26 protein-coding genes are annotated in these 24,596 nt (G+C 42.3%); 10 read left to right on the top strand and 16 right to left on the bottom strand.

Going from position 1 to position 24,596, the window contains the following annotated elements; genetic code table 11:
• Positions 1–2: 2 nt before the first annotated feature.
• The 4 genes from MHI30_RS03110 to MHI30_RS03095 all read right to left on the bottom strand — a co-directional run bounded on the left by MHI30_RS03110 (position 3) and on the right by MHI30_RS03095 (position 4,877).
• Entirely contained in the window at positions 3–1,208 is a 1,206-nt protein-coding gene (locus MHI30_RS03110) for a Bcr/CflA family efflux MFS transporter (protein ID WP_075754019.1), read from the bottom strand.
• Between the two features lie 183 nt (positions 1,209–1,391).
• Positions 1,392–3,290 (bottom strand): acyltransferase family protein, encoded by a 1,899-nt coding sequence (locus MHI30_RS03105; protein ID WP_065643210.1) that lies wholly within the window; start codon positions 3,288–3,290, stop codon positions 1,392–1,394.
• 229 nt (positions 3,291–3,519) lie between these two features.
• Positions 3,520–4,380 carry a DUF3298 and DUF4163 domain-containing protein gene (locus MHI30_RS03100; protein ID WP_075754017.1) on the bottom strand — a complete coding sequence of 287 codons (861 nt, stop codon included), beginning with the start codon at positions 4,378–4,380 and terminating at the stop codon, positions 3,520–3,522.
• Entirely contained in the window at positions 4,380–4,877 is a 498-nt protein-coding gene (locus tag MHI30_RS03095) for an RNA polymerase sigma factor (RefSeq protein WP_075754015.1), read from the bottom strand. Before MHI30_RS03095 ends, MHI30_RS03100 begins: the two co-directional genes overlap by 1 nt.
• A 345-nt stretch (positions 4,878–5,222) precedes the next feature.
• On the opposite strand from MHI30_RS03095, the gene MHI30_RS03090 reads away from it, so the two are divergent.
• Both MHI30_RS03090 and MHI30_RS03085 read left to right on the top strand, forming a co-directional pair.
• Positions 5,223–5,486: a CD3324 family protein gene (locus tag MHI30_RS03090; RefSeq protein WP_065643213.1), complete on the top strand. Its 264-nt coding sequence runs from the start codon at positions 5,223–5,225 to the stop codon at positions 5,484–5,486.
• 132 nt (positions 5,487–5,618) lie between these two features.
• Positions 5,619–6,443 (top strand): alpha/beta hydrolase, encoded by an 825-nt coding sequence (locus MHI30_RS03085; protein ID WP_237562701.1) that lies wholly within the window; start codon positions 5,619–5,621, stop codon positions 6,441–6,443.
• Positions 6,444–6,576: 133 nt separating this feature from the next.
• Here the strand turns inward: MHI30_RS03085 and MHI30_RS03080 are convergent, their stop codons facing one another.
• The 3 genes from MHI30_RS03080 to MHI30_RS03070 form a co-directional block, all read right to left on the bottom strand.
• On the bottom strand, positions 6,577–6,936 hold the full coding sequence (locus MHI30_RS03080) for a putative zinc-binding protein (RefSeq protein ID WP_065643214.1): 360 nt from the start codon (positions 6,934–6,936) through the stop codon (positions 6,577–6,579).
• Positions 6,937–7,177: 241 nt separating this feature from the next.
• Positions 7,178–7,810: a DUF2306 domain-containing protein gene (locus tag MHI30_RS03075; RefSeq protein WP_075754011.1), complete on the bottom strand. Its 633-nt coding sequence runs from the start codon at positions 7,808–7,810 to the stop codon at positions 7,178–7,180.
• Positions 7,811–7,936: 126 nt separating this feature from the next.
• Complete coding sequence (locus tag MHI30_RS03070; protein WP_075754009.1) at positions 7,937–8,194, bottom strand: glycosyltransferase family 2 protein; 258 nt, start codon at positions 8,192–8,194, stop codon at positions 7,937–7,939.
• Positions 8,195–8,226: 32 nt separating this feature from the next.
• On the opposite strand from MHI30_RS03070, the gene MHI30_RS03065 reads away from it, so the two are divergent.
• From MHI30_RS03065 to MHI30_RS03050, 4 genes are all read left to right on the top strand, one after another.
• Entirely contained in the window at positions 8,227–9,012 is a 786-nt protein-coding gene (locus tag MHI30_RS03065; RefSeq protein WP_256700725.1) for an amino acid permease, read from the top strand.
• Between the two features lie 129 nt (positions 9,013–9,141).
• The gene (locus MHI30_RS03060) at positions 9,142–9,930 is read left to right on the top strand and encodes a cyclase family protein (RefSeq protein WP_075754008.1); all 789 of its coding nucleotides are present in this window, start codon (positions 9,142–9,144) and stop codon (positions 9,928–9,930) included.
• Positions 9,931–10,411: 481 nt separating this feature from the next.
• A complete protein-coding gene (locus MHI30_RS03055) occupies positions 10,412–10,741 on the top strand; it encodes a winged helix-turn-helix transcriptional regulator (protein WP_075754004.1) in 330 nt (109 codons plus the stop codon).
• An 83-nt stretch (positions 10,742–10,824) separates the two neighbouring features.
• Positions 10,825–11,397, top strand: coding sequence for an alpha/beta hydrolase (locus MHI30_RS03050; protein WP_075754002.1), 573 nt, complete (start codon positions 10,825–10,827; stop codon positions 11,395–11,397).
• A 122-nt stretch (positions 11,398–11,519) separates the two neighbouring features.
• On the opposite strand, the gene MHI30_RS03045 is transcribed toward MHI30_RS03050, so the two are convergent.
• The gene (locus tag MHI30_RS03045) at positions 11,520–12,398 is read right to left on the bottom strand and encodes an alpha/beta hydrolase (protein WP_075754000.1); all 879 of its coding nucleotides are present in this window, start codon (positions 12,396–12,398) and stop codon (positions 11,520–11,522) included.
• Between the two features lie 152 nt (positions 12,399–12,550).
• Between MHI30_RS03045 and MHI30_RS03040 the strand changes: the two genes are divergently transcribed.
• A complete protein-coding gene (locus tag MHI30_RS03040) occupies positions 12,551–13,261 on the top strand; it encodes a MerR family transcriptional regulator (protein WP_065643221.1) in 711 nt (236 codons plus the stop codon).
• A 78-nt stretch (positions 13,262–13,339) separates the two neighbouring features.
• Here the strand turns inward: MHI30_RS03040 and MHI30_RS03035 are convergent, their stop codons facing one another.
• Complete coding sequence (locus MHI30_RS03035) at positions 13,340–14,206, bottom strand: LysR family transcriptional regulator (protein WP_065643222.1); 867 nt, start codon at positions 14,204–14,206, stop codon at positions 13,340–13,342.
• Between the two features lie 110 nt (positions 14,207–14,316).
• On the opposite strand from MHI30_RS03035, the gene MHI30_RS03030 reads away from it, so the two are divergent.
• Positions 14,317–15,426, top strand: coding sequence for a Gfo/Idh/MocA family oxidoreductase (locus tag MHI30_RS03030; protein ID WP_075753998.1), 1,110 nt, complete (start codon positions 14,317–14,319; stop codon positions 15,424–15,426).
• Positions 15,427–15,551: 125 nt separating this feature from the next.
• Here the strand turns inward: MHI30_RS03030 and MHI30_RS03025 are convergent, their stop codons facing one another.
• Positions 15,552–16,424, bottom strand: a complete 873-nt coding sequence (locus MHI30_RS03025) for a YitT family protein (RefSeq protein WP_025810048.1) — start codon at positions 16,422–16,424, stop codon at positions 15,552–15,554.
• Between the two features lie 303 nt (positions 16,425–16,727).
• Positions 16,728–17,063 carry a helix-turn-helix domain-containing protein gene (locus MHI30_RS03020; protein WP_065643224.1) on the bottom strand — a complete coding sequence of 112 codons (336 nt, stop codon included), beginning with the start codon at positions 17,061–17,063 and terminating at the stop codon, positions 16,728–16,730.
• 105 nt (positions 17,064–17,168) lie between these two features.
• Here MHI30_RS03020 and MHI30_RS03015 point away from each other — a divergent pair, with 105 nt between their 5' ends.
• On the top strand, positions 17,169–18,083 hold the full coding sequence (locus tag MHI30_RS03015) for an arginase family protein (protein ID WP_075753996.1): 915 nt from the start codon (positions 17,169–17,171) through the stop codon (positions 18,081–18,083).
• Between the two features lie 336 nt (positions 18,084–18,419).
• On the opposite strand, the gene MHI30_RS03010 is transcribed toward MHI30_RS03015, so the two are convergent.
• From MHI30_RS03010 to MHI30_RS03000, 3 genes are read right to left on the bottom strand one after another with little or no spacing between them, the layout of a single operon-like run.
• Entirely contained in the window at positions 18,420–19,037 is a 618-nt protein-coding gene (locus MHI30_RS03010) for an FMN-binding negative transcriptional regulator (RefSeq protein ID WP_065643226.1), read from the bottom strand.
• 22 nt (positions 19,038–19,059) lie between these two features.
• A complete protein-coding gene (locus MHI30_RS03005; protein ID WP_075753994.1) occupies positions 19,060–19,578 on the bottom strand; it encodes a GNAT family N-acetyltransferase in 519 nt (172 codons plus the stop codon).
• Between the two features lie 25 nt (positions 19,579–19,603).
• Complete coding sequence (locus tag MHI30_RS03000; RefSeq protein WP_065643228.1) at positions 19,604–20,056, bottom strand: MarR family transcriptional regulator; 453 nt, start codon at positions 20,054–20,056, stop codon at positions 19,604–19,606.
• A gap of 110 nt (positions 20,057–20,166) precedes the next feature.
• On the opposite strand from MHI30_RS03000, the gene MHI30_RS02995 reads away from it, so the two are divergent.
• Positions 20,167–20,772, top strand: a complete 606-nt coding sequence (locus tag MHI30_RS02995; RefSeq protein WP_075753992.1) for a YitT family protein — start codon at positions 20,167–20,169, stop codon at positions 20,770–20,772.
• Positions 20,773–21,393: 621 nt separating this feature from the next.
• Here the strand turns inward: MHI30_RS02995 and MHI30_RS02990 are convergent.
• Both MHI30_RS02990 and MHI30_RS02985 read right to left on the bottom strand, forming a co-directional pair.
• Positions 21,394–22,692, bottom strand: a complete 1,299-nt coding sequence (locus MHI30_RS02990; RefSeq protein WP_130627115.1) for an MFS transporter — start codon at positions 22,690–22,692, stop codon at positions 21,394–21,396.
• Positions 22,693–22,788: 96 nt separating this feature from the next.
• On the bottom strand, positions 22,789–24,174 hold the full coding sequence (locus MHI30_RS02985) for a PLP-dependent aminotransferase family protein (protein ID WP_065643232.1): 1,386 nt from the start codon (positions 24,172–24,174) through the stop codon (positions 22,789–22,791).
• Positions 24,175–24,596 lie beyond the last annotated feature (422 nt).

Genomic DNA, 24,596 nt, shown 5'->3' with positions numbered 1-24,596 from the left:
GTTTACAGCTCCCGCTGACTTTCCCGTGTTAAGGCAAAAAAGGCGAAAGATCCGATCACAGCTGTGATAAACATGATTGCGCCCATTGGAACGGCCGTTGTTTCATTCATGCCAACGAGAGGCGAAACGATCGAGCCGAGCAGCAGCGGAAGCATGCCGAGCATCGCGCTTGCACTGCCCGCACGGTGTCCCTGGTTTTCCATCGCCAGCGTAAATGTGCTTGTCAACGTCATTCCGATGGTTATCATGTAGATAAAGATGGAAATGACAATCGCTGCAAGCGGCCCTTTCAAAATCGTCATCGTCAGGAGAACGGATGTCGCGATGACAGCTGTAATGACCGCGATCCGCAAGAGCTTCCTCTCATGAATGATTCCCCCAAAACGCCCGATGATAAAGCTTCCCGAAATAATGGCGAGGCCGTTAATGCCGAACAGCACGCTGAACACTTGAGGAGAAACCCCATAGATGTCCTGGTATACAAAAGGCGTTCCGGACACGTATGCAAAGCTGCCTCCGTGAATGAAACCGACAGTCAGCGCATAGCCGATGAAAGACCGATCCTTCAACAAGCTCCCCATCGTTTTGAGAGACGAACCGATCGAGCTTGGAATCCGTTTTTCAGGCGGCAATGTTTCAGTCAATTTCATCGAGATAACGAGCACCAGGAACAATCCGATCAATGCCAGAGTATAAAAAATCGTATGCCAAGTAGCGAACGGCAAAAGCAGGATGGCTCCCCCCGTCATCGGTGCGACCATTGGCGCAACCGCGGTGATCACCATTAAAAGCGAGAAAAATTTAGAAAGCTCTCTGCCTGTGAACACGTCCCGTACAATGGCGCGCGACAGCACAATTCCCGCCGAAGCGGTAAAACCCTGTAAAAAACGGGCTAGCACTAATGTCACGATATTCGGCGACAGCGCGCAAAACAGTGAAGACAGCGCAAACAGCGAAATCGAAATTAATAACGGTTTTCGCCTTCCCTTCGCATCGCTCACAGGCCCGATCACGAGCTGGCCGATGGTAAGGCCGATCAGGCAAGCCGTTAAGCTGAGCTGAACAAGCGACGCGCCGGCCCCCAGGTCCTCCGCTATTTCAGGGAAGCTCGGCAAATACATATCGATATTAAGAGGTCCAAGTATGGCAAGCATTCCGAGCAGAAAAGCCAATGCCAACCTCTCTTTTCCAACTGGATTATGAAGCATAAAAACATCAAAACCTTTCTATCAACCTAGTTAACATCTCTGTTTCTATTGTTACAGGCTGCAAAACATTTGTATATTGTACCATATTTTTTGAACAGTGAAAGGCGGTTGGCATGAAAAATAAATGTTATCCCAATTGACTTAATTGTCATACAAAAAAGGCCTCCTGAAGGAGCGCCTCTTTTAAGATGATTTCATCGCTTTGACGATAAGCGATGCCAAAGCTTCGGTCCCTTTCGGCATCAGGTGGACGCCGTCAGCGGTGAAATATTCGGGATGTTTCAGAGCTTCAGTATGCCAATCGACCAATGTCACATTTTGACGGTTGTCCGCTTGCTTCCGAAGCGATTCATTCACCTTGCTCTCCCACTGGCGGGGGACGCGCGTGTTCACGAGATAGACATCTGCGTTTGAGAAAGCATCAAGCAAAGCGTCCATCTGACTGTCCGTAAAATAGCCGTTTGTTCCCAGTTCAATCACGACGGCTTTGTCCGGATGATTAAAGGAAGCGTAGGTTGATGTCAATTGAAGCGCTTCCCTCACTTGCCTTCCAACCTTTCCGTCGATTGTGATTCCCGGAATTTTTTTACGCAGGCTGGAAGCAATGTCAAGCATGACCGAATCCCCGACAGCCAATACTTCTTTCTCGATACGATCCGGCTCTTTTTCCGCAGACTGCTCACCTTTCGTATCTGACGATTCATCCCCGCCGGCTTTCGGCTGGCTTTCAGTTTCATCCTCATTACCGCTTTCAGCTTGCGCTTTCTTATCGTCCTGCCGTTCTTCACTTTTATCAGCCGGCTGATCCGCCGAGGCGCTTGCCTCGTAGGATTTGGAATAGGCCTGATGCGGCTGTTTCTTTTCGTCGGCCAATCCCGACAGGCCTCCTGCAAAAATGAGGAGTGCGGCAAACATCAGTCCGATTGATATTTTGCTGGGAACGGAAGCGGTTTTCCATTCCGTGATCTTATCCAGAAAAACCCGGCTGACAAACGGTTTAAAACCGTCTTTTCGGATTGGCTTCTCGATAAAGCGATACGAAAGTTCCGCCAGAATAAACGTAACTGCGACTTTAATCGCAACATGCCAGTACACCGGATTTCCAATCTCTTGAACAGGCGTGCTCAGCACGATGACGGGATAGTGCCAAAGATAAATGCCGTACGACCTTTTCCCGATCCAGCGCAGCGGCTTCACGGAAAGGACAAAGCCCAGGAAGCTGCTCGGATGACTGACGCATGCAATCAAAATCGCTGCGATTATACTGATCAGAAGCATTCCGCCGTGATAAAGAAACGGGCTGAATTCATCGACAAAATAAATGCTCATCATAAGCAACGCGAAAGCGGCAAGCTCAGTTCCGTGCAACGCGTGCTTCAGGCTGCTTGGGAGCCTGTTCCCAGACAGTCTTTTCATCGGCCACACAAGGGCTAATGCACATCCGATCAACAGCTCGAAGGCGCGTGTATCTGTCCCGTAATATACGCGGCTCGGATCGCCGCCAGGGACATACAGGATGCTCATCCATACGGCTGAACAAAGCGCACACAGCACAACCGCCGCAGCCAGCCTCTCCCGCTTTTTAAATATGTAGATGCCCAACAGCAAAATGATCGGCCAAATGAAATAAAACTGTTCTTCAATCGCCAGTGACCACAAGTTTTTTAAAGGAGACGGCGATCCGAAACTATCAAAATATGAGAGGTCGTGAAAGATAAACCACCAATTGCTGACATACAAAAGAGAGGAGATCGCATCTCCCCGCACGGTATGCATCAGCTCTCTGTTAAACAAAGCGACCCATATGACGGTTGCGAAAATCATGAGCGTCGCCGCCGGAAGCAGCCGCCGTATCCGGCGCACCCAAAAATCTCTGAATGTGAGGGAAATGTCATTTCCATACGCCGGCAGGATAATCGATGTAATCAAATATCCTGATAAAACAAAAAAGATATCAACCCCAATAAAGCCTCCGTCGGCCCAGCTCATGTTGAGGTGGTAAGCGATAACCGCCAAAACGGCAAAAGCCCGAAGCCCGTCTAACCCCGGTATGTAACGGTGTTGTTGTGTCTGATCTCGCATGGTATTCCTCCAATGATATGTACGTACGGTTCTTCTGTTATGTTTCGCGCCTTTTACGGCTCCGATATTATAGACGAAGTCAGGACGGTTTTTTGTTTCAAAAAATCGTCATTTTTATCTACCCTGAATGATGCCGTCTCTCTAGTATAAGAGTTTCCAGCTGAATATGGTGTTACAAAGTTGTAAAAAGTAAGAAATCCATGATTTCAGCGAATCATGGATTTTTTGACTAGCGGATGTAGCGGTCGCCGATCAGCAGGCTCGAAATCGCTTTAGTCGGAATTTCAAACTCTACCGCGCCCATATATCCGGGTGCGACTTCATAATCGTCAAACGAAATCACCAGTTTATGATTCTCTGTAATATAAAAATTTTGGTCGGCCTTGATTCGTTTGAATGGCTCGACTTCCTCGTCATTGATCCAATATATTTTATCAGGATCATCTTTCATTTGCTGTTTCATTTGTTCTTTAATGTTTTCGCTGATGGCCGTAATATACCGGTCGTCTTTAAACAAGCTCTTCAAGGTAAGCAGGATTTCATTCTTTTTGTCAATGGTGATATAGCGCCGTTCGGTATAGCTGGACGCTTCCGTTCTTTCGACGCTTCGCCGAATCGAAATCAAATCCTTCGTATCCGTGACTGTCTCATAATCGCTGTAGATGCTGAGATGCCCTTTTTTATTCCGGGACGTCTCCTTCATGAATTCCCGGTAAAGCTGATGGCTTTCCTTTACATATTTCTCGTTAATGCCATTTTCAAGCTCCCGGTTATTTAAGCCGGACAGAGCCGGTGTTTTTACGTCAATACTCGATTCTCCATCTTTCTGTTTGATCTCGGTGAATGTGATGGCCTTAACGACCTTGCCGATGACGGGTAAGCGCGACATGGCCTGGGCTGCTCCGGGATTAATATTCACGACGGCAGCCAATAGAACAGCCGCCGCGACAAGCGTTGATGCGGGCCATACCACCAGCCTTCTCTTCTTCTTCGGTTTATGCTGAAGCGCGGTTTCGACAACCTGATCTAGTTCCTTCGGAATGGGGACGTTTTGATATGCTTTTCTCAGCTGTTCCAATTTCTTTTCCATTAAGAAAGATCCTCCTTCGTCAATTGGATGCGCATAAGCTTCAATCCTCTGTAAAGGCGCGTTTTGACCGTATTCAAGTTTTCGCCTGTGATTTCCGCAATCTCTTCCAGTTTGAGATCCTCAAAAAATCGCAGAACAATAATGGTATGGTAGGGATGCGGCAACTCGTCAAGCGCCTCATGAAGATCTGTATCCCGGTAGGTATCTTCCTTGCCCTTGCTTAAAAATTCGATCGTTTGATCATCCATAACCTTTAGTTTTTTCCGTTTGCGCAAAAAATCGATTGCCGTCCGCACCAAAATTTTGTAAAACCAGCTTTTGATCGTATCCGGATTGCGAACAGAATCGACGGAATCGAGCGCTTTTTTAATTGATTCCTGGACAATATCTAAGGCGTCTTCTTGATTTTTCACATAGCTGTACGCCAGCCGGTAAAAGTCTTCTTTCCGGTCTGTTATGCAAGCGACAAGAGACGCTCTGGCTGCTTGTTTCTTCATTGCAATAAAGAACTCCTTTTTCGAATATACGTATATACGGCTGTTACATTAGGATAGACGCGGGAGTAGGAAAAATAGTTTGCGGACTGGTCATCTTTTTTAAAAATATTTTATCATCAAGTGCCGGCAATCTGGATTTCATTTATAATGAATAGCAAATTCGAAGGGGGTGATCACATGGCAAGCATCAGAATGCCGGATCATGCAGCGTCTCATGCAAAGCCTGTTATCAGAAAAGGCGATACTTTGCATGGGGTGGACAAATAAAATCGCCTGAGAGTAAGCTTTTCTGGCAATCGGCTTTGCCCCTTATTTTGCAATCAAAGGAATAAGGAGCTGGCAAACATGGCATACGTAAAGGCTGCCGCTGTACTACCTGAAAAGCTGATATCGGAAATTCAAAAGTATGTTCAAGGGGAAACGATCTATATTCCCAAGACTGAATCCGCCTACAAAAAATGGGGTGCACGTTCAGGAGCAAGAAAGCTGATCGATGATCGCAACACTGCGATAAAAAAGGCCTTTAAAAATGGCGAAACGATTGAGCACTTAGCAGCGGAACATCATCTTTCCATCGAAACGATGAAAAAAATCGTTTACACAAAATAAACTGGAGCACTGATCCTTGTGATCGGTGCTTTTTAATATGGCGAGTTTGTTTATTAGCTATTTTCTGCATTTTCTATGCTTTCTCCGTCATGTAATGTAAAAGTGATCATGCAACGAGAGGAGAATATTGTCATGAAACACGGTGTATTGGAAGTACTCGGAGCAAAGCTCTACTACGAAGTGCGCGGCTCGGGGCCTGTCTTGCTTATGATTCACGGGGGCAATGGCGATGCAGAATCATACCCGATTACAGACCGCCTATCCGACCGTTACACGGTCGTCACATACGACCGCCGCGGGCATTCCCGCAGCAGGCTGGAAGATCCGAACGAAAAGTACCAGGTTTCCGTACACGGCGATGATGCGAGCCGGCTGCTGGCCGCTCTGACGGATGAACCGGCCTATGTATTCGGCTGCAGCTCCGGCGCGGTCATCGGCCTTGATCTTGCCATCCGCCATCCTGAACAAATTCGCATGTTGGTCGCACACGAGCCTCCGATTCCGCAATTGTTGGCCGGCAGTGACCGCACCAAAGGGTTCGAAAGCTTGGAGAACCTTGAAAAACAATACAAACGAAGCGGATTACAGGCTTTAGAAGCATTCGCGAAAGCGATGGGCATTACGTCCACAGCCCAGCCGGAGCGTCCAAAATCCCGGACGGAGCAGCTCAGGGCCAACATTGACTATTTTATCCTGTCCGAGGTGCCGGGTTTAAGAGAATATTCACCTGACATCGGCAGGCTTAAAGCTTCATCAGTTACAGTCGTACCTGCCGGCGGCATTGATTCAAAAGGCTGTCTCCCGTACAAGTATGCAGAAGCATTGGCTGGTCATTTGAAAACGAAAGTGGTCGATTTTCCAGGCAATCATGTGGGATGCGTTTTATACCCGGAGGAATTTGCCGAAAGGCTGGACATGGTTTTTAGAAGATTTAACAACAAAAATACCAAGGGATGAAACCCTCGGTATTTTTAATCAATCCGCCGTTCGCAGGAAGCGTATGGCCTGTAATCGGCATTCGATTTTCAAATCAATTGCATTCGTTCATTGATACTCTAAACAGCACCCTAAATAAACATTTCCAAAAGGCCTAGCATTTTAAGAGCTGCAAAATTTGTTCATACGCATTCATATAAAGGACAGGGTCGGGATCTGCTCCTTTTTTCTTCGGCACGTTAAAATCCGATAATACAAAATGATGTTTTGGCTGAACATCATGCTTAGCTAAACAGCTCTTGACGCAGCATAAAGGGCAGCCGTCAATCGCAATGATATCCCGCCCGGATTTTGCTGTATTGACAAGCGGTTTCACATCGCCGCCGACTCCGGCAATGCACGACATTTCGGCCGTTTTCTCCCGATCCATTTTAATGGCAATCATGTTGGCCGTTTGCGCGGCCGAGGAACACCCGGAGCACGAATACACTAAAGGCAAATCTGTTCTTTTCATCGGTTGACTCATCCCCTGTTTTTCTTTATTTTCGCCGGCAAAAAAACTATCATTTACTTTACATGAGGTGCGTGATGAAAACTGTGAGCCAGATCACTTTTTCTGTTACTCTATGAGCTGAATCAAACAGCTCAAGCAAAAACAAAACGGCTTCACGATCCTTTCCCGTATTCAATGAGAATACTCGCCTCCTTGATCCCTTCAGTCAATATATGGAGGCCTCAGGAAAAAGATCAGGGGCTTAAAAGCCCCTGTGATTTGCATGAAAAATTTGCGCTGGCTTTTTAAAGGCGAACCGAATGATCCATTCGGCCAACGCGATGCAGAGCACAATCGCTCCGAAAACGCCTATCGTGTAGCTGATGTCATATATCAGGCCGAGTCCTTTATGGCACACGAAAGTAATCAAATGAATGAACATATTGGTAAAACAGAATAGATAGCTGCGAATCATCCAATTCCGGTGCTTGCTAAACTGATTTCGCCGGGCTTTGATGACGGAAATAACCGTGGCGGCAGGCCAATACATATTCACCATGTTAAAGGCTATGCTGACGGCCTTCCCTCCGGTAGAATGCGGTGCCATATAGCCTGACGACAGCGTTACAATCATCACGCAAACGATGTAGACCCAGCCGTTAAAACGGTGGATGTTGCGGCTTTTGGTCAACAAGGCGCTGGAGAAGTTGACAGCGCCCGAAGCCATCGCTAAACAAGCGGCAACAACGTGAACATACATCACCTTCAGCCAGACCGGGAGATGAAAGGAGTCCCGCAGGTGAGATTTATGGCTGAGAAAAGCTGTTGATTGCGGATCAAGAATTAAATTTTCAAACAAGGTATACAGAACATACACCGCGATGACGATCAGCATTGTCGAAAAAACCGATTGACTGCGTTGAAATTTCCTTTTGTTCAGCTTTTGTTCCTCCTAAAACATCATGCTCTCTCAATGCCTATATTGTATCACGAAAGCGAACGAGCGCAGCAGCTTGGCATTTTAAGCCCTCAATGACAAAACCTTTCCCATTAAAAACAGGCCGGGTACGATTTCTGCGTTTTTCCGGAAAGCCGGAATAATTCTGTCATCTTTTGCGGCATACTTTTGAATGATGTCTCTGCTGAAATCGCGAGAACCGTCATCGATGACAATGGCTTCAACAATTTCAAGGGTTTGCCTCAGCACGCTGTCCAAACAGACGGATATGTATTTTGCAGCATTGTACACAGGTATGACAATACTTACGGACGGATTCATTCCCGCTTCTTAATCCGAACCAAATATGATGAATTAACAACGACCATTGTATAAAAATCTGGTTACAAAAAGAAGGATCAGTCTACTTCCACGCAAACTACCTCGAACTTGTGGGACTGACAGCGGGGGAAACGAAAGATCCGGAAAAAGTCATTCCTAAAGCGATCAACAATATCCCCGTCCGTGTTTTGCTTTTTTATATCGGTGCGCTCCTTGTGATCATGAGCATCTATCCGTGGAATGTCATCAATCCTAATGAGAGTCCGTTCGTCCAAGTCTTTGCAGCGGTCGGCATCATTGCGGCTGCAAGCATCATCAATTTTGTGGTGCTGACATCGGCAGCTTCGGCAAGCAACAGCGCGGTTTTCAGCACGAGCCGGATGATATACTCGCTTGCGAAAGAACATAATGCACCCGGCGCTATGACCAAACTGACCTCCCGCAAAGTGCCGAGCAATGCGTTGTTTTTCTCAGCGGTCGTGATTCTGATTGGCATCATGCTGAACTATATCATGCCTGAACAAGTGTTTACGCTGATTACGAGCATCTCGACGATCTGCTTCATCTTTATTTGGGGAATCACCGTCATCTGCCATTTGAAATACCGCAAAACAAGACCGGATTTAGCGAAAACAAACAAATTCAAGATGCCGCTTTACCCGTTTTCAAATTATGTGGTTCTCGGTTTTCTTGCGTTTATCCTCATTGTACTTGCACTGGCCCACGACACCCGGGTTGCCTTATTTGTCACGCCGGTTTGGTTTATCATACTGATCGCGATTTACAAGCTGAGGAAACCTAAGTCGCAGCAAGTATAGAAAAATGCGAATCGCCTGCAGAATGTTCTGCAGGCTTTTTGTATGGCTCATCATGTAAAATAAAAAAGATAACAGCTTGATCGCCTACAATTTCAATGGTCAGCCGCTTAGGCAGAAAGGGGAAAACAGATGAAAATCAATCAAATTGTAGATTTGTCGGTATCGTTAAGAGGTGATATTCCTTCTGACCCGCCGGGGTTTGTCCCTGAAATCGAATATGCGGATCATAAGCAAGGAGCCAAACAGATGGTCCTGAGCTTTCCCGGCCTTTCTTCGCAAGATCTTCCCGGGGGAGAAGGCTGGTCGCTGGAAAAAGTGAAGATGTCCACGCATGCCGGAACGCATATAGACGCTCCATACCATTACCGTTCTGTTACAGACGACGGCAAGCGGATGATGACGATTGATGAAGTGCCGCTTGACTGGTTTCATGGCCCTGGCGTTAAGCTGGATTTCAGACATTTGAAAGACGGGCATATCGTGACCCCTGAAGAAATCGAACAAGAGCTTCACCGCATCAATCATAACCTTGCGCCCGGCGATATTGTTCTTGTGAATACGTCGGCTGGCGCTAAATACGGACAAAACGATTACCTGCACAGCGGCTGCGGGATGGGGCGTGAAGCAACTCTATTTTTAACGGAACGCGGCGTGCGCCTTGTCGGAACTGACGCTTGGAGCTGGGACGCTCCATTCAGCATAACCGCCAAGCGCTTTGAACAGGAAAAAGACCCGTCGATTATTTGGGAAGGTCATTATTCAGGAAGCACCATCCCTTACTGCCAAATTGAAAAGCTCGCCAACCTCGATCAATTGCCTTCCACCGGATTTTATGTCATGGCTTTTCCGGTAAAAGTTGAAAAAGCGTCTGCCGGCTGGGCGCGCCCGGTTGCGATTCTTAGCGGTGAAAACGCATAAGAGCGTCAGCCGCTTTTCGTTTGTGGGGATGCCGGTTAGACAGATATACAAAATAAAAGCAGACATCAGCCTGCTTTTATTTTTGTTTTATATTCAGTCATAACACTTGCGTAAACAAACAATGAAATGAATACAAGAAACACGCGGCTCTAGCCATCACGTTGAAGGTTCCCGATTTTTCATTGTTTGATTTCAACATCATGAAGAACAAACCGGAAAAGAAAAATCCGATAAACCAGCCGATTGGGATCTGGACAAAAGCTAAAATAAAACCAATAATCCCTGTCGTTTGAAAAACTTGAGGTGCAAATTCGCGCAAAAGTATTCCCGCCCTTTTTCAGAAGAAATCCGCTTCCTTTTTTGTATCATATCACATCTCATCAACAAAATAAGGAAAACAAGTGAATCTTTTGCTATTCATGTATAAGCCAGGCTCAATATTTATTTTTGTTATGATCTTAAAAAAGGAGGTTTGATTCCCATGAATACCTTATGCCGCAGCAAACAAGCTCCGTTTGAATACACCTTATCTCTTATAGGAGGTAAATGGAAAATGAGAATCCTCTATGAGCTGGCATGTGAAAAAACGATGAGATACGGGGAGCTTAAACGGGCTATTCCGTTAATCACCCATAAAATGTTAAGCTCCCAGCTGAAGGAGTTGAAAGCTGACGGTCTGATTAACCGGGTGGAGATTTCTCAAAATCCCCTCAGAGTGGAGTATTCGTTATCAGACAGAGGACTGTCTTTGTACCCTCTCATAGATGAAATGTGCAGATGGGGACAAAGAGAAGGCTTGCCTTATGAGTGAAAAATACTTACAAAAAAGTGCGTACTTGTTTCCCGACGGGAGGAATTTTATACTGAATAAAAATCATTGATAAGGAGAACAGGATGACAAAACAAATTTATATCATTCATGGCTACAGAGCTTCCTCAACCAACCACTGGTTTCCTTGGCTGAAAAAACGTCTGCTTGCAGACGGAATACACGCAGACGTTTTAGACATGCCTGATCCTCACCAGCCAAGGCTTAAAGATTGGGTTGATACGCTCTCTTTAAATAAGCACACATTAAATGAACATACTTATCTGGTTGCCCACAGCCTGGGGTGCGCCGCCGTTTTGAGGTTTTTGGAACAAACGCAATTGCAGCAACCACTTGGCGGAATCCTGCTCGTTTCCGGCTTTGCCAAGTCACTGCCCGATTTAAAGATGTTAGATGAATTTACCGAGGAATCGTTTGATTTTCAAAACATCATTCAGTCAGCTAAGCATCGTGCTGTCATTGCCTCTAGAGACGATCAAATTGTGCCATTTGCATGGAGCAACGATCTGGCGCAACAAATTGACGCTAAGCTTTACGAAGTTCAACACGGGGGTCACTTTTTAGAAACTGACGGATTTACTTCTTTGCCGATTGTTTATGATGTTTTAAACTCTTATTTCTCAAAAGAAACTTGCTAAAAACAGTAAAGGATATTCGGATTTTGTGGCGGCAAAAAGCTTAGAAGCCGCCCTTCTCCAATTTCTTAATAAGTCTTGAAAAAATCAGCTCCAAAGTTCCCTATCTTGAAGTGGTCTGTCATTTAACGGGTTATATTCAAATTTTTAACCAACCAGGGTTTTATCAATGACAGAACCGTTACAGGCTGCATAGCTTTTGTGTGATCCATATCATTTCCGCTTAAGATTTTTATATCCCATCCAAGGTGTTCTAATTCTTGTTTGTTTTTTTGAAGTATACCGATAATATCAACTGTTACATTGCCGAAGTTTTCTCCATAAACAATTGTGTCTTTTTCCCCAGCAAACGCCAATCTCGGAATCTCTAATTTATGTTGAATGCTCCGATCATCAAATTCCATCAAATTTTCGTACATTGTAACAAACTGTTTTGTTTGATTCGTGCCGATTCTTACTTGTATGTTATCCCAATCAACCTTTTCTGGACTGATAAGGTTTTGTTCATCAATAACAGAAGAATGTTGTTTACTTAATGTTTGTTCGTATGTTTGATTTGTCACTACCATCATTTCTTTATATGGACCATCTATTGGCGGAAACCCACCCATGATCAAGCTTTCTAACCTGTCTGTCCGAATGGCTAATTGTAAACCAACTAAAGCCAACCAAGAGTATCCATAATAGCTAAACTTTTTAACGTTCATTTCATTAGCAATTGTGAGTAGATCTTTCACTATGCTTTCAGGTGTGAGGCTCTCTGGATTCGGCTGTTGCAGACGATGTCCTTCGTAGTCGAAATATAAAACCTGAAACTTGTCCATGAGTTCCTCGACAAAATGTTTTCCTGATTCAGGGTCTACTCCCCATAACTTTAAGTTTTCAGCTTCTTGTCCATATACAGATTCTTTAGCAACGGGAAGCATGATTGCTGGAGAGTCGGGGTTCCCGGCTAAGCCAACGTTTATCTCTGATTGATCGGTCAGTTTTATGTTTTTTTCCATTTTCACCACTCCTGAACTGTTTATACAATCATCATATAACATTCATGCAATCTTTCGGATTTCTGCTTCCCGCCCTTTATATATAGGGGATTCGTTTGAAGTATGTTATTGTAGCACTTGAAGGTTTTACTTTAAAAAGGAGCTAACAGTAAATGAAGACATACACCCCTAAACAAATGGCAAATATCTTAAAGGTTAGCACCACCACTTTGAGAAGATATGAAGAACAAGGTCTTATTCCTGTTGTCCCAAGAACGAAAAGTAATCACCGTTTCTATACACCGATACACTTCCAAGCTTTTACCACCATTAGAGCTTTATTAAAAGGATATGACATACCCATTGTTTACGAAGTTATGAGAATGAGTAAAAATGCAAAAGTTGAAGAAGCCCTTTGGCTGGTTAATGAACAGCAATTTCATATTCAAGCGGAGAAACAGAGGGTCGAAGAAATACTAACGATGATACAAAATGCCGATTTTGCTAAATATAAAAATGTTAAATTAAAAGAATATATGAATATTGGAGAGGCTGCAAAAATAGCGGGCGTGAATACTTCAGCGATCCGTCATTGGGAACATGAAGGTTTAGTCCATTCAGAAAGAAATAAAGAAAACGGCTATAGAATGTTTTCAATATCTGAACTGCGTAAAATACTGGTTATCAGCAGCTTGAGAAAAACCGTTTATTATATAGAAAATATGAAGAGTTTATTATATGAATTGGACACACAAAACTATGGCAAAATCGAACATTCCTTTCAGTTGGCTTTACAAAATTTGAATAACCAACTATTAAATCAATTGAAAGGCATCGCAGAACTGATAAAATATATACAATTTTACCAAGAAACCAATACCTGAAAATGTGATAAGCAAATAAGCCGATTCCTTAGTGCAAGGAAAATCGGCTTTGAAGAGAGCGTAACTTTTTTATCAACCTTACATTCCTTCAATAATGTCGCTAAACGAGTTATTTAATTCAATAAACTGTTTTTCTATAGGTGTAAATTTATGATTTAGTCGTGTAATGAAATATAAATCGACGTATCTATAAGGTGATGGAACTTCTAAATAATGATGGATATTGTAGCGACTTGCTATGCGCTTTGATACTAAGGAAATCCCCATACCCATCATTGCAAATTGCACTAAGGATTCCGGGTCGCCCACTTCAATGATTTCCCCCTGTTGAATGTTCAAATCTTTAAAAATATTACGTAATAATGAGAGATACAAGCACTTATCTGATAATACAAGTACGTTTTTTCCGCTTATATAATCATCAAATCTCGTATATTGATCTATACCTTGGCCTATGATAACCAATTCTTCATATCCCACTTTTTTATAACTTATTTTTTTATTGTTTAGCGATCCAATCGTATAAGCAACATCAATTTTTCCAAGAAGAACTTGATTTTCAATATATTCTGTTGAACCTGTTTTTAATGTTACCGATAAATCAGGATATGTATGATAAAGTTTATTTAACGCACTTGAGAATTGAGTTCCACCGACAGATATCATCGTGCCAATACGGAGTTTTTCATCGTGTTTTTTCATGATGTTTTCGGTTTCTTCCCAAACGAACAATATTTTCTTGTATTGATGATATAATTTTTCTCCCTCTTTCGTTAGTTTTACTCCTTTTGAATTTCTGACAAACAGTTGTTGATGATAATGAGTTTCGATTTTTTTTATTTTTGCAGTCATATTGGATTGAAGGTGATTCAGTTTAATTGCAGCAGCAGATATGCTTTTTAATTCCGCCACTGAAACAAAAGCTTTCATGTTTTCAATATCCATTCATATTTCAACTCCCATCAAAAAAAGTGATATAACCATCATAACTTAACATTTAAAATGATCTCTAATTTTAATTATACTCGGTTTAAAGAGTTTTGGAGGGATAGCTAATGAAGAACGACGTGATAAAAGTAGGGATTATAGGCGGATCTTTGAATAATCAATGGGCTAGTCAAACACATATTCCGGTATTGAAGGAAAATCCTTTTTATCAAATAACGGCGATTGGAACATCAAAAATGGAAACCGCAAAAAAAAGTGCTATGATGCTTAAGGCTTCCTCTGCTTTTACAGATTATAAGGAATTAGCGCAATCAAAAGATGTTGATTTGGTAGTCGTTAGTATAAAGGTTCCTTTCCATTATGAAGCTTCGCTTGCAGCCATAGAAGAAAATAAACATATATATTGTGAATGGCCTTTAGGCATAGATACTGTGCAGGCTGAAAAACTGGCAAAATTGGCAGATGACGCAAACATTCATCATGCGATTGGATTACAGGGAAGGCAATCTCCAGAAGTCAATTATTTAAAGCGGGCAATCAAAGAGGGGGAGATCGGCAAAGTCATCTCCTGCACGATGCAGGTAGCAACACAAGGAAAGGGAGGAATAACAGATGAAAAAAGCAGTTACCTTTTAAAAAGAGAAAATGGGGCGAACCTTCTTACAATCAACGGTGGTCACTCGCTTGATGTTCTTTGTTATATCCTGGGTGATTTTAAAGAACTATCAGCTGCAATGAACAGCCATTATACAGAAGCCGTCATACAAGAAACAGGGATAAAGATACCAAAAAACACAGCTGACCAAATTTTAATCCAGGGGACGCTCGTTAATGGCGCTTCGGCCTCTGTCCATATTCAGGGCGGAGTTTATCCAGCTTTTCAATTAGAGATTAGAGGGGAAAAAGGTGTTTTGCGTTTAACACAGCATCATTCCTCAGGACACGTACAATTTGGCAATCTCAAAGTCAAAAAGATTACGCATCCTCATGATTTGTTAAATGCTGAAGATGTTTATTCTGAAGAAGTGAAAATATCCCCAGTGAAGGATAATGGTGCAAAAGGCTATGTTGAAACTGCCTATACTATTTTGGCGGAAGATATATTTGAACATAAAAGCCAAACCCCAAACTTTCATGACGCTGTCAAACTGCACCGGTTGTTAGACGCCGTTCGGAAATCGGCAAAGATCGGCAAAAAAGTACTCTTAATAAATTGAGTAAGAACCGTATATCTTTGCCCTGGCACATGCCTGTCCAGCATTAGCAAATTGTCCGGAAACCCACATGATATAAAAAAACATACCAACAAGATTTGGTATGTTTTTTCTTAGGAAATCCCTAATTAATGAATATTAGGCTTTCTAAAATTACTGCCCTTAACTTCAGCTACGTCATATACAGTGACAAAAGCATTTTTATCAACTTCATTAATGATTTCCTTTAATTTGGTGTCTTCTAAGCGATTGATGACACATGTAATTTCTTTAAACTTTTCGTGGGAAAAACCACCGTAAGCTTCTTTATATGTAGCACTTCGGCCCAATTGATCACGAATTGTCTCCACCATCAACTCAGGTTCTGTTGTAATAATTTGAAAGGTTTTAGAACCGCTTAACCCCTCCTCGACAACATGAATGACTTTGGACGCAATGTAGTAGGCGATGACTGATAGCAATGCCCCTTGCAAGCCAAATACAGCGGAAACAAAAATAAACACAAAAAGGTTAAAGAATAGAATGAGATCGCTCGTTCCAAATGGCAATTTGCGCGATAACAGCACAGCAAGCATATCAATTCCGTCCAATGCTCCGCCATTACGCAGCGCCAGCCCCATTCCAAAACCAAGGATGATCCCTCCGACAACAGTGACTAACAAGGTGTCCCCTTCGATTATAGCCGGAGTGTGGTGCATAAAACTTGTACCTGCTGCAAGTGATGCGATTCCGATAATCGATAATAACGCAAAGCTTTTCCCGATTTGCTTATATCCCAGCCAGACAAACGGGATGTTTAAAGCCGCGATAAGTATCCCAAGCGGCAAGTCAAACAGTTGTGAACCAACAATGCTGAGTCCTGTCACTCCGCCATCAGATACATTGTTTGGAATCAGCACTGTTTCCAATCCATATGCCGCTATGATTCCTCCGATCATGACCATTATAACTTTGAAAATCATTTTCGCTTTAAATTTCTTATGTTTTTCGATTTTATTCATGCCATTCCTCATTTCAAATTTTACGTTATATTTAAATATACCATAATAAATTTTTAAGTTAAAAAGTTCAGTCATGTCATTTTGGTAAGACGGCTGCTGCAAAACCGCTCTTTGCCTTGAATTAAGGTAACCCTTTTAGACTTGGAACATTCGGTTATATTGCAAGCACCCCGTTTTAGCAACTGGTGAATAACAAATAAAGGCCCTAATGTTTATGGACATTTCCGGCCAGACAAAAGGATTGTCGGCAATCGAACGAAGTTTTTGGATTCTTCCCTCTCCAAGATGAATAAAACCTTAACTTTATTGGTTTTTTAAACCCCATTCACATAACCCTTCTAAAACCGGCAATAGTGATTCCGCTTTACCAGTGAGACTGTACTCGACCTTTGGGGGAACTTGAGGGTACTCTTTCCGTTTCACCAGACCATCCGCTTCCAATTCTTTAAGTTGTGAGCTCAATGTTTTATAAGTAATAGCCCCTATTTGTCTTTTCAGCTCATTAAAGCGCACCGGTTGATTTTCCGCGAGGAGGTAAATAATAACCATTTTCCATTTGCCGCCGATCACGGACAATGTGTAGCCAAAAGGTGTATCTTGAATATTTTTAACTTTGCCTTTATATTCAGCCATACTCATATTTACGCTCTCCTTTTGGATAGTACCTGTCATTAAAGTGCGTACTATTTTTTTGTTTGCGCTCATTTTATACTAACCTTACTTTGAAGTAAAGGAGACGATAACATGGCTAAAAAAACGATACGTCTGTTGATGCCGCAATGGCAAGGGGGAAACAATCCCAACTATTCTTTTGGAGCGGAACTGCTTGCTTGGCTGGCTCCTGAAAATGATCAGCCCCTTATTCATGTTCCGGTTCAAGCTTATGATGGGACTCCGCTTGAAAACGAAAACGGGATAAACGGGAGAAAACAACTGCTGGAACAATTGGAGGCTGCTCAGCATCTCATTCATGCTCATAAGCCGGATCGCATTGTCATGTTTGGCGGTGACTGCTTAGTCGAACAAGCACCATTTGCTTATTTAAACGAAAGATACGGCGGGGACTTGGGGTTAATTTGGATTGACGCTCACAGCGATTTAGTCAGATATGTCGGATATGATAACGGACATACATTACCGCTCGGAAATCTTTTGGGGGAAGGAGATGAGGAGTTCGCAAAACATGTGAAAATTCCTCTTAAACCTGAAAATGTCTTTATTGCGGGATTAGCAGCTCCTACAGAAGAAGAAACAAACGTGATATCAAAAGAACTTCAAAGACAGGGTATAGTTTTCACAGAACCAGACATTGAAGTGATTCAAAGACTTGGAATTAGAACTGCCGGAACTAAAGAGTTAATGACCAGTACCGAATCTATAAAAGAATGGATAAACGAAAGCAACATCAAGTATCTGGCAATACACCTTGATTTAGACGTGCTTGATCCGAAGGCGTTTCGTTCTTTATTATTCGCCAATCCTGAAGCACCTGTATATTTTTCTCCTGAGGGAACAATGCAAATGCCTCACCTGCTTTATCTTCTGAAAGAACTCTCTTCCGAAACGGATGTAGTTGGATTAGGTATAACCGAGCATTTGCCGTGGGATTCTATTCATTTGAAGAAATTGCTTAGTGAAATCCCCATTTTAAATCAATAATTTCATAAACTGGACAACAACAAAATAATGGAGTCGAAACTCTCCATATCGCCTGTAATGTTACATTCACATGTTGCTCACTAGAATCAAGAGGAAGAAATAAATACCAAGGGCTCATAAACCCTTGGTATTCTGATAGTGCGGCCGAAAGAACTCGAACTTCCGCGGGGTTATCCCCCCTTAGGTTGATTCGACCTTTTCACAATAGACAACTCTGCACAACATCAAAAAAGCAAACCATTCGGCCTGCCTTTTCATTTCCCGCTCGATCTTTAAGATGCTGCATAAATGACGGCGACCTTTAATTCCTGCATGGGGTTGAAGGTGGATTTATATTTAATTTTCAAGCCTCTTTTTCATGACTGCCGCCAATTGCTCCGCATTGGGATCTCCTTCATTTTGCAATTGATCAATGATGTTCATATAGTCTGTATCACTTCGGTTCTGACTTAATTTATATGCAGCCTGAATGTTTCCCACCCGAATCTTAAACCCGACAATCGCTTTCAGTTGATTTTCTAATAGTTGAGGAGAAAGGTTATCCCATAAAATTGGATGTTCTCGATGCTTCTCGTATTTTTCCATCATGACTGTTAATTCTTCTATTAATTCATCTCTCTCTAAAATGCTTGCTTGACCGTATATATGGACGGCTTGATAATTCCATGTTGGCACTTCTTCTTGCGCATACCAGGAAGAAGAAATGTATGAGTGCGGACCCTGAAACATAACAAGCACATCTTGACAGGTTTCAAAAGTTCTCCATTGCGGATTTCCATAAGCGACATGGCCGGTGATATAGTAATCATCACCTTTTTTATTGAACCCCAAGGGCAAATGAGTGGCAATTGGCTTCCCCTGTTCTGTCGTAACGATCGTGCCAAAAGAGTTTTTTTGAACAAAATCCAAAATTTCATTAACATTATCGACTTTAAAATATTTTGGAATATACATCGTCATCCTCCTTTTAGAAAAGTTATAGGAGTGTTTTGGTCATGATAAAGTCCGTTTGCTCTTCATCACCCATATAAAAAGAGTGGGCACCGGTTTGCACAAACCCCATTTTCTTATAAAAAGCAATCGCATTTTCGTTTTTTTCCCATACGCCCAGCCAGATTTTCTTTTTATTCAGTTCCTTTGCAATTTCCAAAGCTTTATTGAACAGATATTTGCCAAGCCCATGTTTTTGAAACTCGTTCTTGATATAAATTCTCTCAATTTCAAGTGATTCATCACCCATTTTTTCAGTTTGGGCCTCATCAGTATTGACCTTTAAATATCCAGCGGCTTCATTGTTACAATAAACAAAAAAGAATTGCGAAGCGCTGTTGGCCAGTTCTTTTTCTAATTGTTTTAAGTGAAATGCCTTTTCCAAATAGGCTTTCATATTTTCTGGAGAATTCTGATCTTTAAATGTCTCATTAAACGTTTCATAACTCATTTCTTGAAGTTTGATTAAGTCTTCAAGGGTGCACTTTTTTATCTTTACTGTCATTTCAATCTGCCGCTCCTTTATGCCGTCAATAATTTCTCTTGTTCCCTTTTTTCACGAACTCCCAGTCTTTTTCTACATTTTTTCTTACTCTTTGAAGAAGATTGAAGATGGTCTCCGCTTCCCCCTCGGAAAACCCCTCTAATGCCACACGATTCGAATGATCATTTTCTCTTTTTATAAAAGGAAATACCTCATTCCCCTTTTCCGTCGGAAAGAGTTTTTTAATTTTTTTGTTATGTTCATCATCTCTCCGTTCAATAAAGCCCTTCATTTCAAGTTTTTTTATGGCACGGGCTGCGGTTGTCCGATCTACTTTAATCATTTCAGCTAACTTCTCCTGAATGATTCCCGGGTTTTCGCATATTCGGACAAGGTACAAATATTGCCCTTTTGTCAGGTCATGTTCTTTAAATTCGATATTGCTTATAGAATCCAATGCCCGGGCAATCATTCCAATTTCACGAAGAATATCCTTCATCATAAACTCCTTTCAAACTTATTTTTTGTTGCAAATGCAATATAAATGCCGTACATTAAATATATCGAAATTTTGTTGTATTTGCAATAAAAATAAAGAGGTCGATTAAAGTGAAATATGTTTTTTATGTATTCGGAATTTTAATCTTAACCCTTGGGATTGCTTTCACGATTCAATCAGATCTTGGCGTTTCACCTTTTGACGCACTTTTGGTGGGACTGTCCATACATGCGGGGCTTACTGTGGGAAGTTGGGAAGTCATCATTGCTTTGCTATTCATAGGCTGCAATTCTTTTTTAAAAAGACAAAGACCGGAAGTTTCGGGGATGCTAACAGCGTTTATAACGGGTATCGGCATTGATATGTGGCTTTTTATGCTGCACTTTTTTGTAACACCAGAACAATGGTGGAGCAAAATGATTTGTTTTGGAATCGGCTTGGTTGTTACAGGATTAGGAACCGCGACATACTTATACACAAATTTTGCTCCGATGCCAATTGATCGATTCACATTCATCATAAAAGAATTAACGAGAACCAATATATTTGTTTCGAGAACCATCATTTACCTCGTCTTCTTGACAGCGGCCGTCATGTTAAAAGGACCGATTGGCATCGGAACTTTATTAACCGTTTGTTTAGGAGGGCTGGTCCTTCATTTGTTTATGCCGTTTGCTGGAAAAGTACTAGGCCGCTTTACAGACGCTCGTACATGACGATAAAGAATGTTTTTAATGCCAGTCCCTACTTTTTCACAGAACTTTTATTGAAAATCATCAATATGATTCCGGATGCTATTAGACTTACAATCAAGGAAGAGAGAGATAATCTAAATATATTTTTCACTCCTTTAATGAACAATGACCATAAAACATATATGGAGATTGCACTTAAAGTAAACTTCTGAACCATCTAGGTATTGCGAGCCAAACTTTCAATAAATAAGTTGAGAATTTCCCCATTTTGCGCCTCCTTGTTATTCGACCTTTTACAAAGCAGTTAAAAACAAAGAAAACGAAAGAAAATAAAAAATACCAAGGGCTCATAAACCCTTGGTATTCCGATGATGCGGCCGAGAGACTTGAACCTTCACGGGGGTATCCCCATTAGGACTTCAATAAAAGTGAAAGTATTTTGTCAGTTACAAAAGCTTGTTATTTCAGGTATTTGAAATTTGCATTTTGGGCATAAAATGGTACTGTTCAAGCAATATGAATGTCGTCTTATCGGAAACGAATGAGGGATTTATACTAAGTTAAACTCTTCGGATCGACCTTTTGGTGTACATCTCATACCAAATGAATTTGTCTTGAACTCCCGAATTGAATGCATCCGGCTTAACTTTTGCCGCCACGAGACCATGCCACCACAGGAATGAGTAATAAGGATAAAATCCCTCCAGTAAGTGATAATGTTAGATAACTTGAGCCTGCCACAATCATTCCGGACAATGCTCCGCCGGCAGCTCCTGACAACGCAATCAGAACATCCACCGTACCTTGTGTTTTCGCCCGTGTGGCCGTTTCAGTTGAATCAACAATCAGTGCAGTCCCGCTTATCAAACCAAAATTCCACCCTAGTCCAAGTAAAGAAAGAGCGATTACGATAAGAACCATAGAATCTCCCGGTGCAAATGCTGCAATTAAGCCTGCCAGAAGCAGCGTAGTTCCAGATGCAATCGCCATTGCAGTACGTCCCAACTTATCAACAAGAACACCTGTAACAAGTGAAGGGAGATACATGGCGCCTATATGAAAGCCAATAACAAGACCGACAGCACCCAAGTTATGTCCATGATGTCTCATATGAACCGGTGTCATTGTCATAATAGCGACCATTACAATTTGGGTAAGAACCATAACGGCTGCACCAACGATTACGCCTCTTTTGTTTTCTGTGTGTTCAGTTTTTGTCAAATGGCCTTTATCACTTGGCTCTTGCCTGCTCGATTCGATTGTTCTTGCTATAACTAGTGGATCTGGACGAAGCATGATGAAAAGGACAACACCTGCTAAGATATATGCCGCCGCGGCTAAAATGAAAGGGCCCGCTAGTGACGGAACACCGATAGAACGGGCGAAATCCCCCATCACATTCACTAAATTCGGACCTGCCACCGCGCCAAATGTTGTCATAACCATCGTCACACTGACAGCAGTCGCCCGCTGCTTACGATTTGCCAAGTCTGTACCTGCATAACGAGCTTGTAAATTTGTCGCTGTCCCGGCACCGTAAATAAGCAATGAAGCAAATAACAAGAAAATACTATTTATGATTGCTGCAATGATGACTCCTACTGCTCCAAGTCCGCCAATCATAAAACCGGCTGAAAGACCTGTTCGACGACCATAGCGCTGAGAAAGTCTGCCTACAAATAAGGCTGCCCCCGCTGATCCTAAAGTAAATAAAGCTGTCGGAACCCCTGCGTAAGCATCCGTTCCGAGCATTTGCTGAGCAATAAGTGCACCGACAGTAACTCCTGCCGCCAGCCCTGCACCGCCAAAAACTTGTGAAACACTTACAACGAATAATGTACGCTTGTATAACGTTTTTTGTTTTTCCGGGGAACCAATGTAGCTTTGTAATGAAGCTGATTGAACGTCTGACGGTTTTACACTTTCTTTGTGCAGCATGATCTAACCTGCCTTTCTTGATAAACCTCCAACTAGATTTGAATCATCATAACACGCGCAAAAAAACCATACAATATGGCAATTGTATGGCGAACAATATTAGGCAAGATCGTTTAACAAGCGTTTAAGGATTATTAATCCTTTTTCCAGCTCTTCGAGCGTTTCTGGTGCACATACAGAAACCCTTACCGCCCTTTCCGGCCAACTATTTCCAACTACGAAGCGTTCAGCCGCATACACTTGGACTCCATGTTCAGCAGCTAATTTTTCAAATTCAGCACCTGTAATCCCACCCGGTAACAACAGCCACCGAAAGATGCCTGTTTCAACACCTAAACAAGTATAGTCCGCAAAATATCGATTTACGATTTGGTTTCTGCGAATCGTTTGTTCACGATGCCCCTCAATTAAGACTTCAAATTGATTTGATACAATCGTGCGCGCAGCGAGTTCTGCTAATAGCGGGGAAACCGTTATATTTAAATTATAAAGCGCCCTCGAAACCGGCTCCTTAAATTGACAAGGCACTGCAACATACGCCAGTCGCAGCCCCGGTGCCAATGATTTAGATAAACTTGCGATATGGATAACCTGTTCCGGCGCGAATGATGCAAGTGCTGGAAGTGGATTCTTGCCAAGAAGATGGTACGATGCATCTTCAATAACAAACAGATTATACTTCTTTGCAATTTCTGCAATGATCTTTCGATTCTCTACAGACATAAAGGACGCTGTCGGATTATGATAATCCGGGATCAAATAAAGGCCTGCAATGTTTTCATTTTTATAAGCATATTCAAGTGACTCCGGCTTCATTTCACCGTTCTCGGATTTTATCGGTACGATTTGCACACTTAGCATTGATGCAACAGTTTTTAATCCGGGGTACGTATGATGATCAACACCAATGCGGTCTCCAGGCTTACAAAGACCCGCCAATGCGGCAGCGATCGCATTTTGTCCCCCATTTGCAAATAAAATGTTATCAACGGTTGTTTCAAAACCGCCTCTTCGGATTAGCTTTACAGCTGCATCCTTTTGCCAAAGGCTTTCGCCCGCCCGGCCATAACCAAACCATTTTTCATAATCTGTCTCTTGCAGCATGCTGCTCAAATGGAGCATGAGCGGCTCGTAAGAAGCATGATCCGGCAGTGTTGCGCCCATTTCAATGAGCTTTGGCTTTGTATCCTCAAGTAAATACGCATTCGATAATGCATCATACGATACAAATGTGCCGCTCCCAACAGTTGCACTTAACAAGCCCTTTAACTCACACACTTTAAACGCCTTTGAAATGGTACTCAAATTTAAATCCAAATAATCAGCCAGTTCCCGCTGAGGAGGAAGTTTTGTTCCAGGCAATAAAACTCCGTTTACTATATCCTGCTCCAATTGCCTTGCAAGTGCTTTGTAAATGGGCTTTTCAGTTTTATCAATCGATGGCTTCCAGCTCATCGGATAGTTTTCAAAAGAATTGATCGGCATGATACGCCATCCTTTTTTCACTCTATTATATGGTTGTAGTGTTTATAAAACAATCATCATCATATTCTGATATCGGAAAGAAATGGCGGACTAGTTAGACGACGACTTGAAGTAACGGAGTAAAACATTATGGGGCATAGGCGATTAATGGCATTTCAAATTTGTTATCATAGGTACTAAATCGAATTCAACCCCTCGATCTCCCAGATTATAACATACTTGATTTGTTGCACATTTTATTCCATCAGGTAATCTTATTATTTTTTCTAAGTCTTCAACATCCAAATTAAAAACACCTATGACTTCATTTTCCCCTGACTTTTTATTTTTTCCAAGGCATCAATTGTTTCTTCAATAGCTGAGTATGGAAACTCTTTGATGATTTAGGCTTATAATGAGCGCCATTATTTAAAAACATATGA

Origin of the sequence: Bacillus sp. FSL L8-0528, assembly GCF_038593085.1 — a bacterium.
GTDB lineage: Bacteria > Bacillota > Bacilli > Bacillales > Bacillaceae > Bacillus > Bacillus paralicheniformis.
Note: the sequence above shows the minus strand (reverse complement) of the source record. Positions and strands in the feature narration are given on the sequence as shown.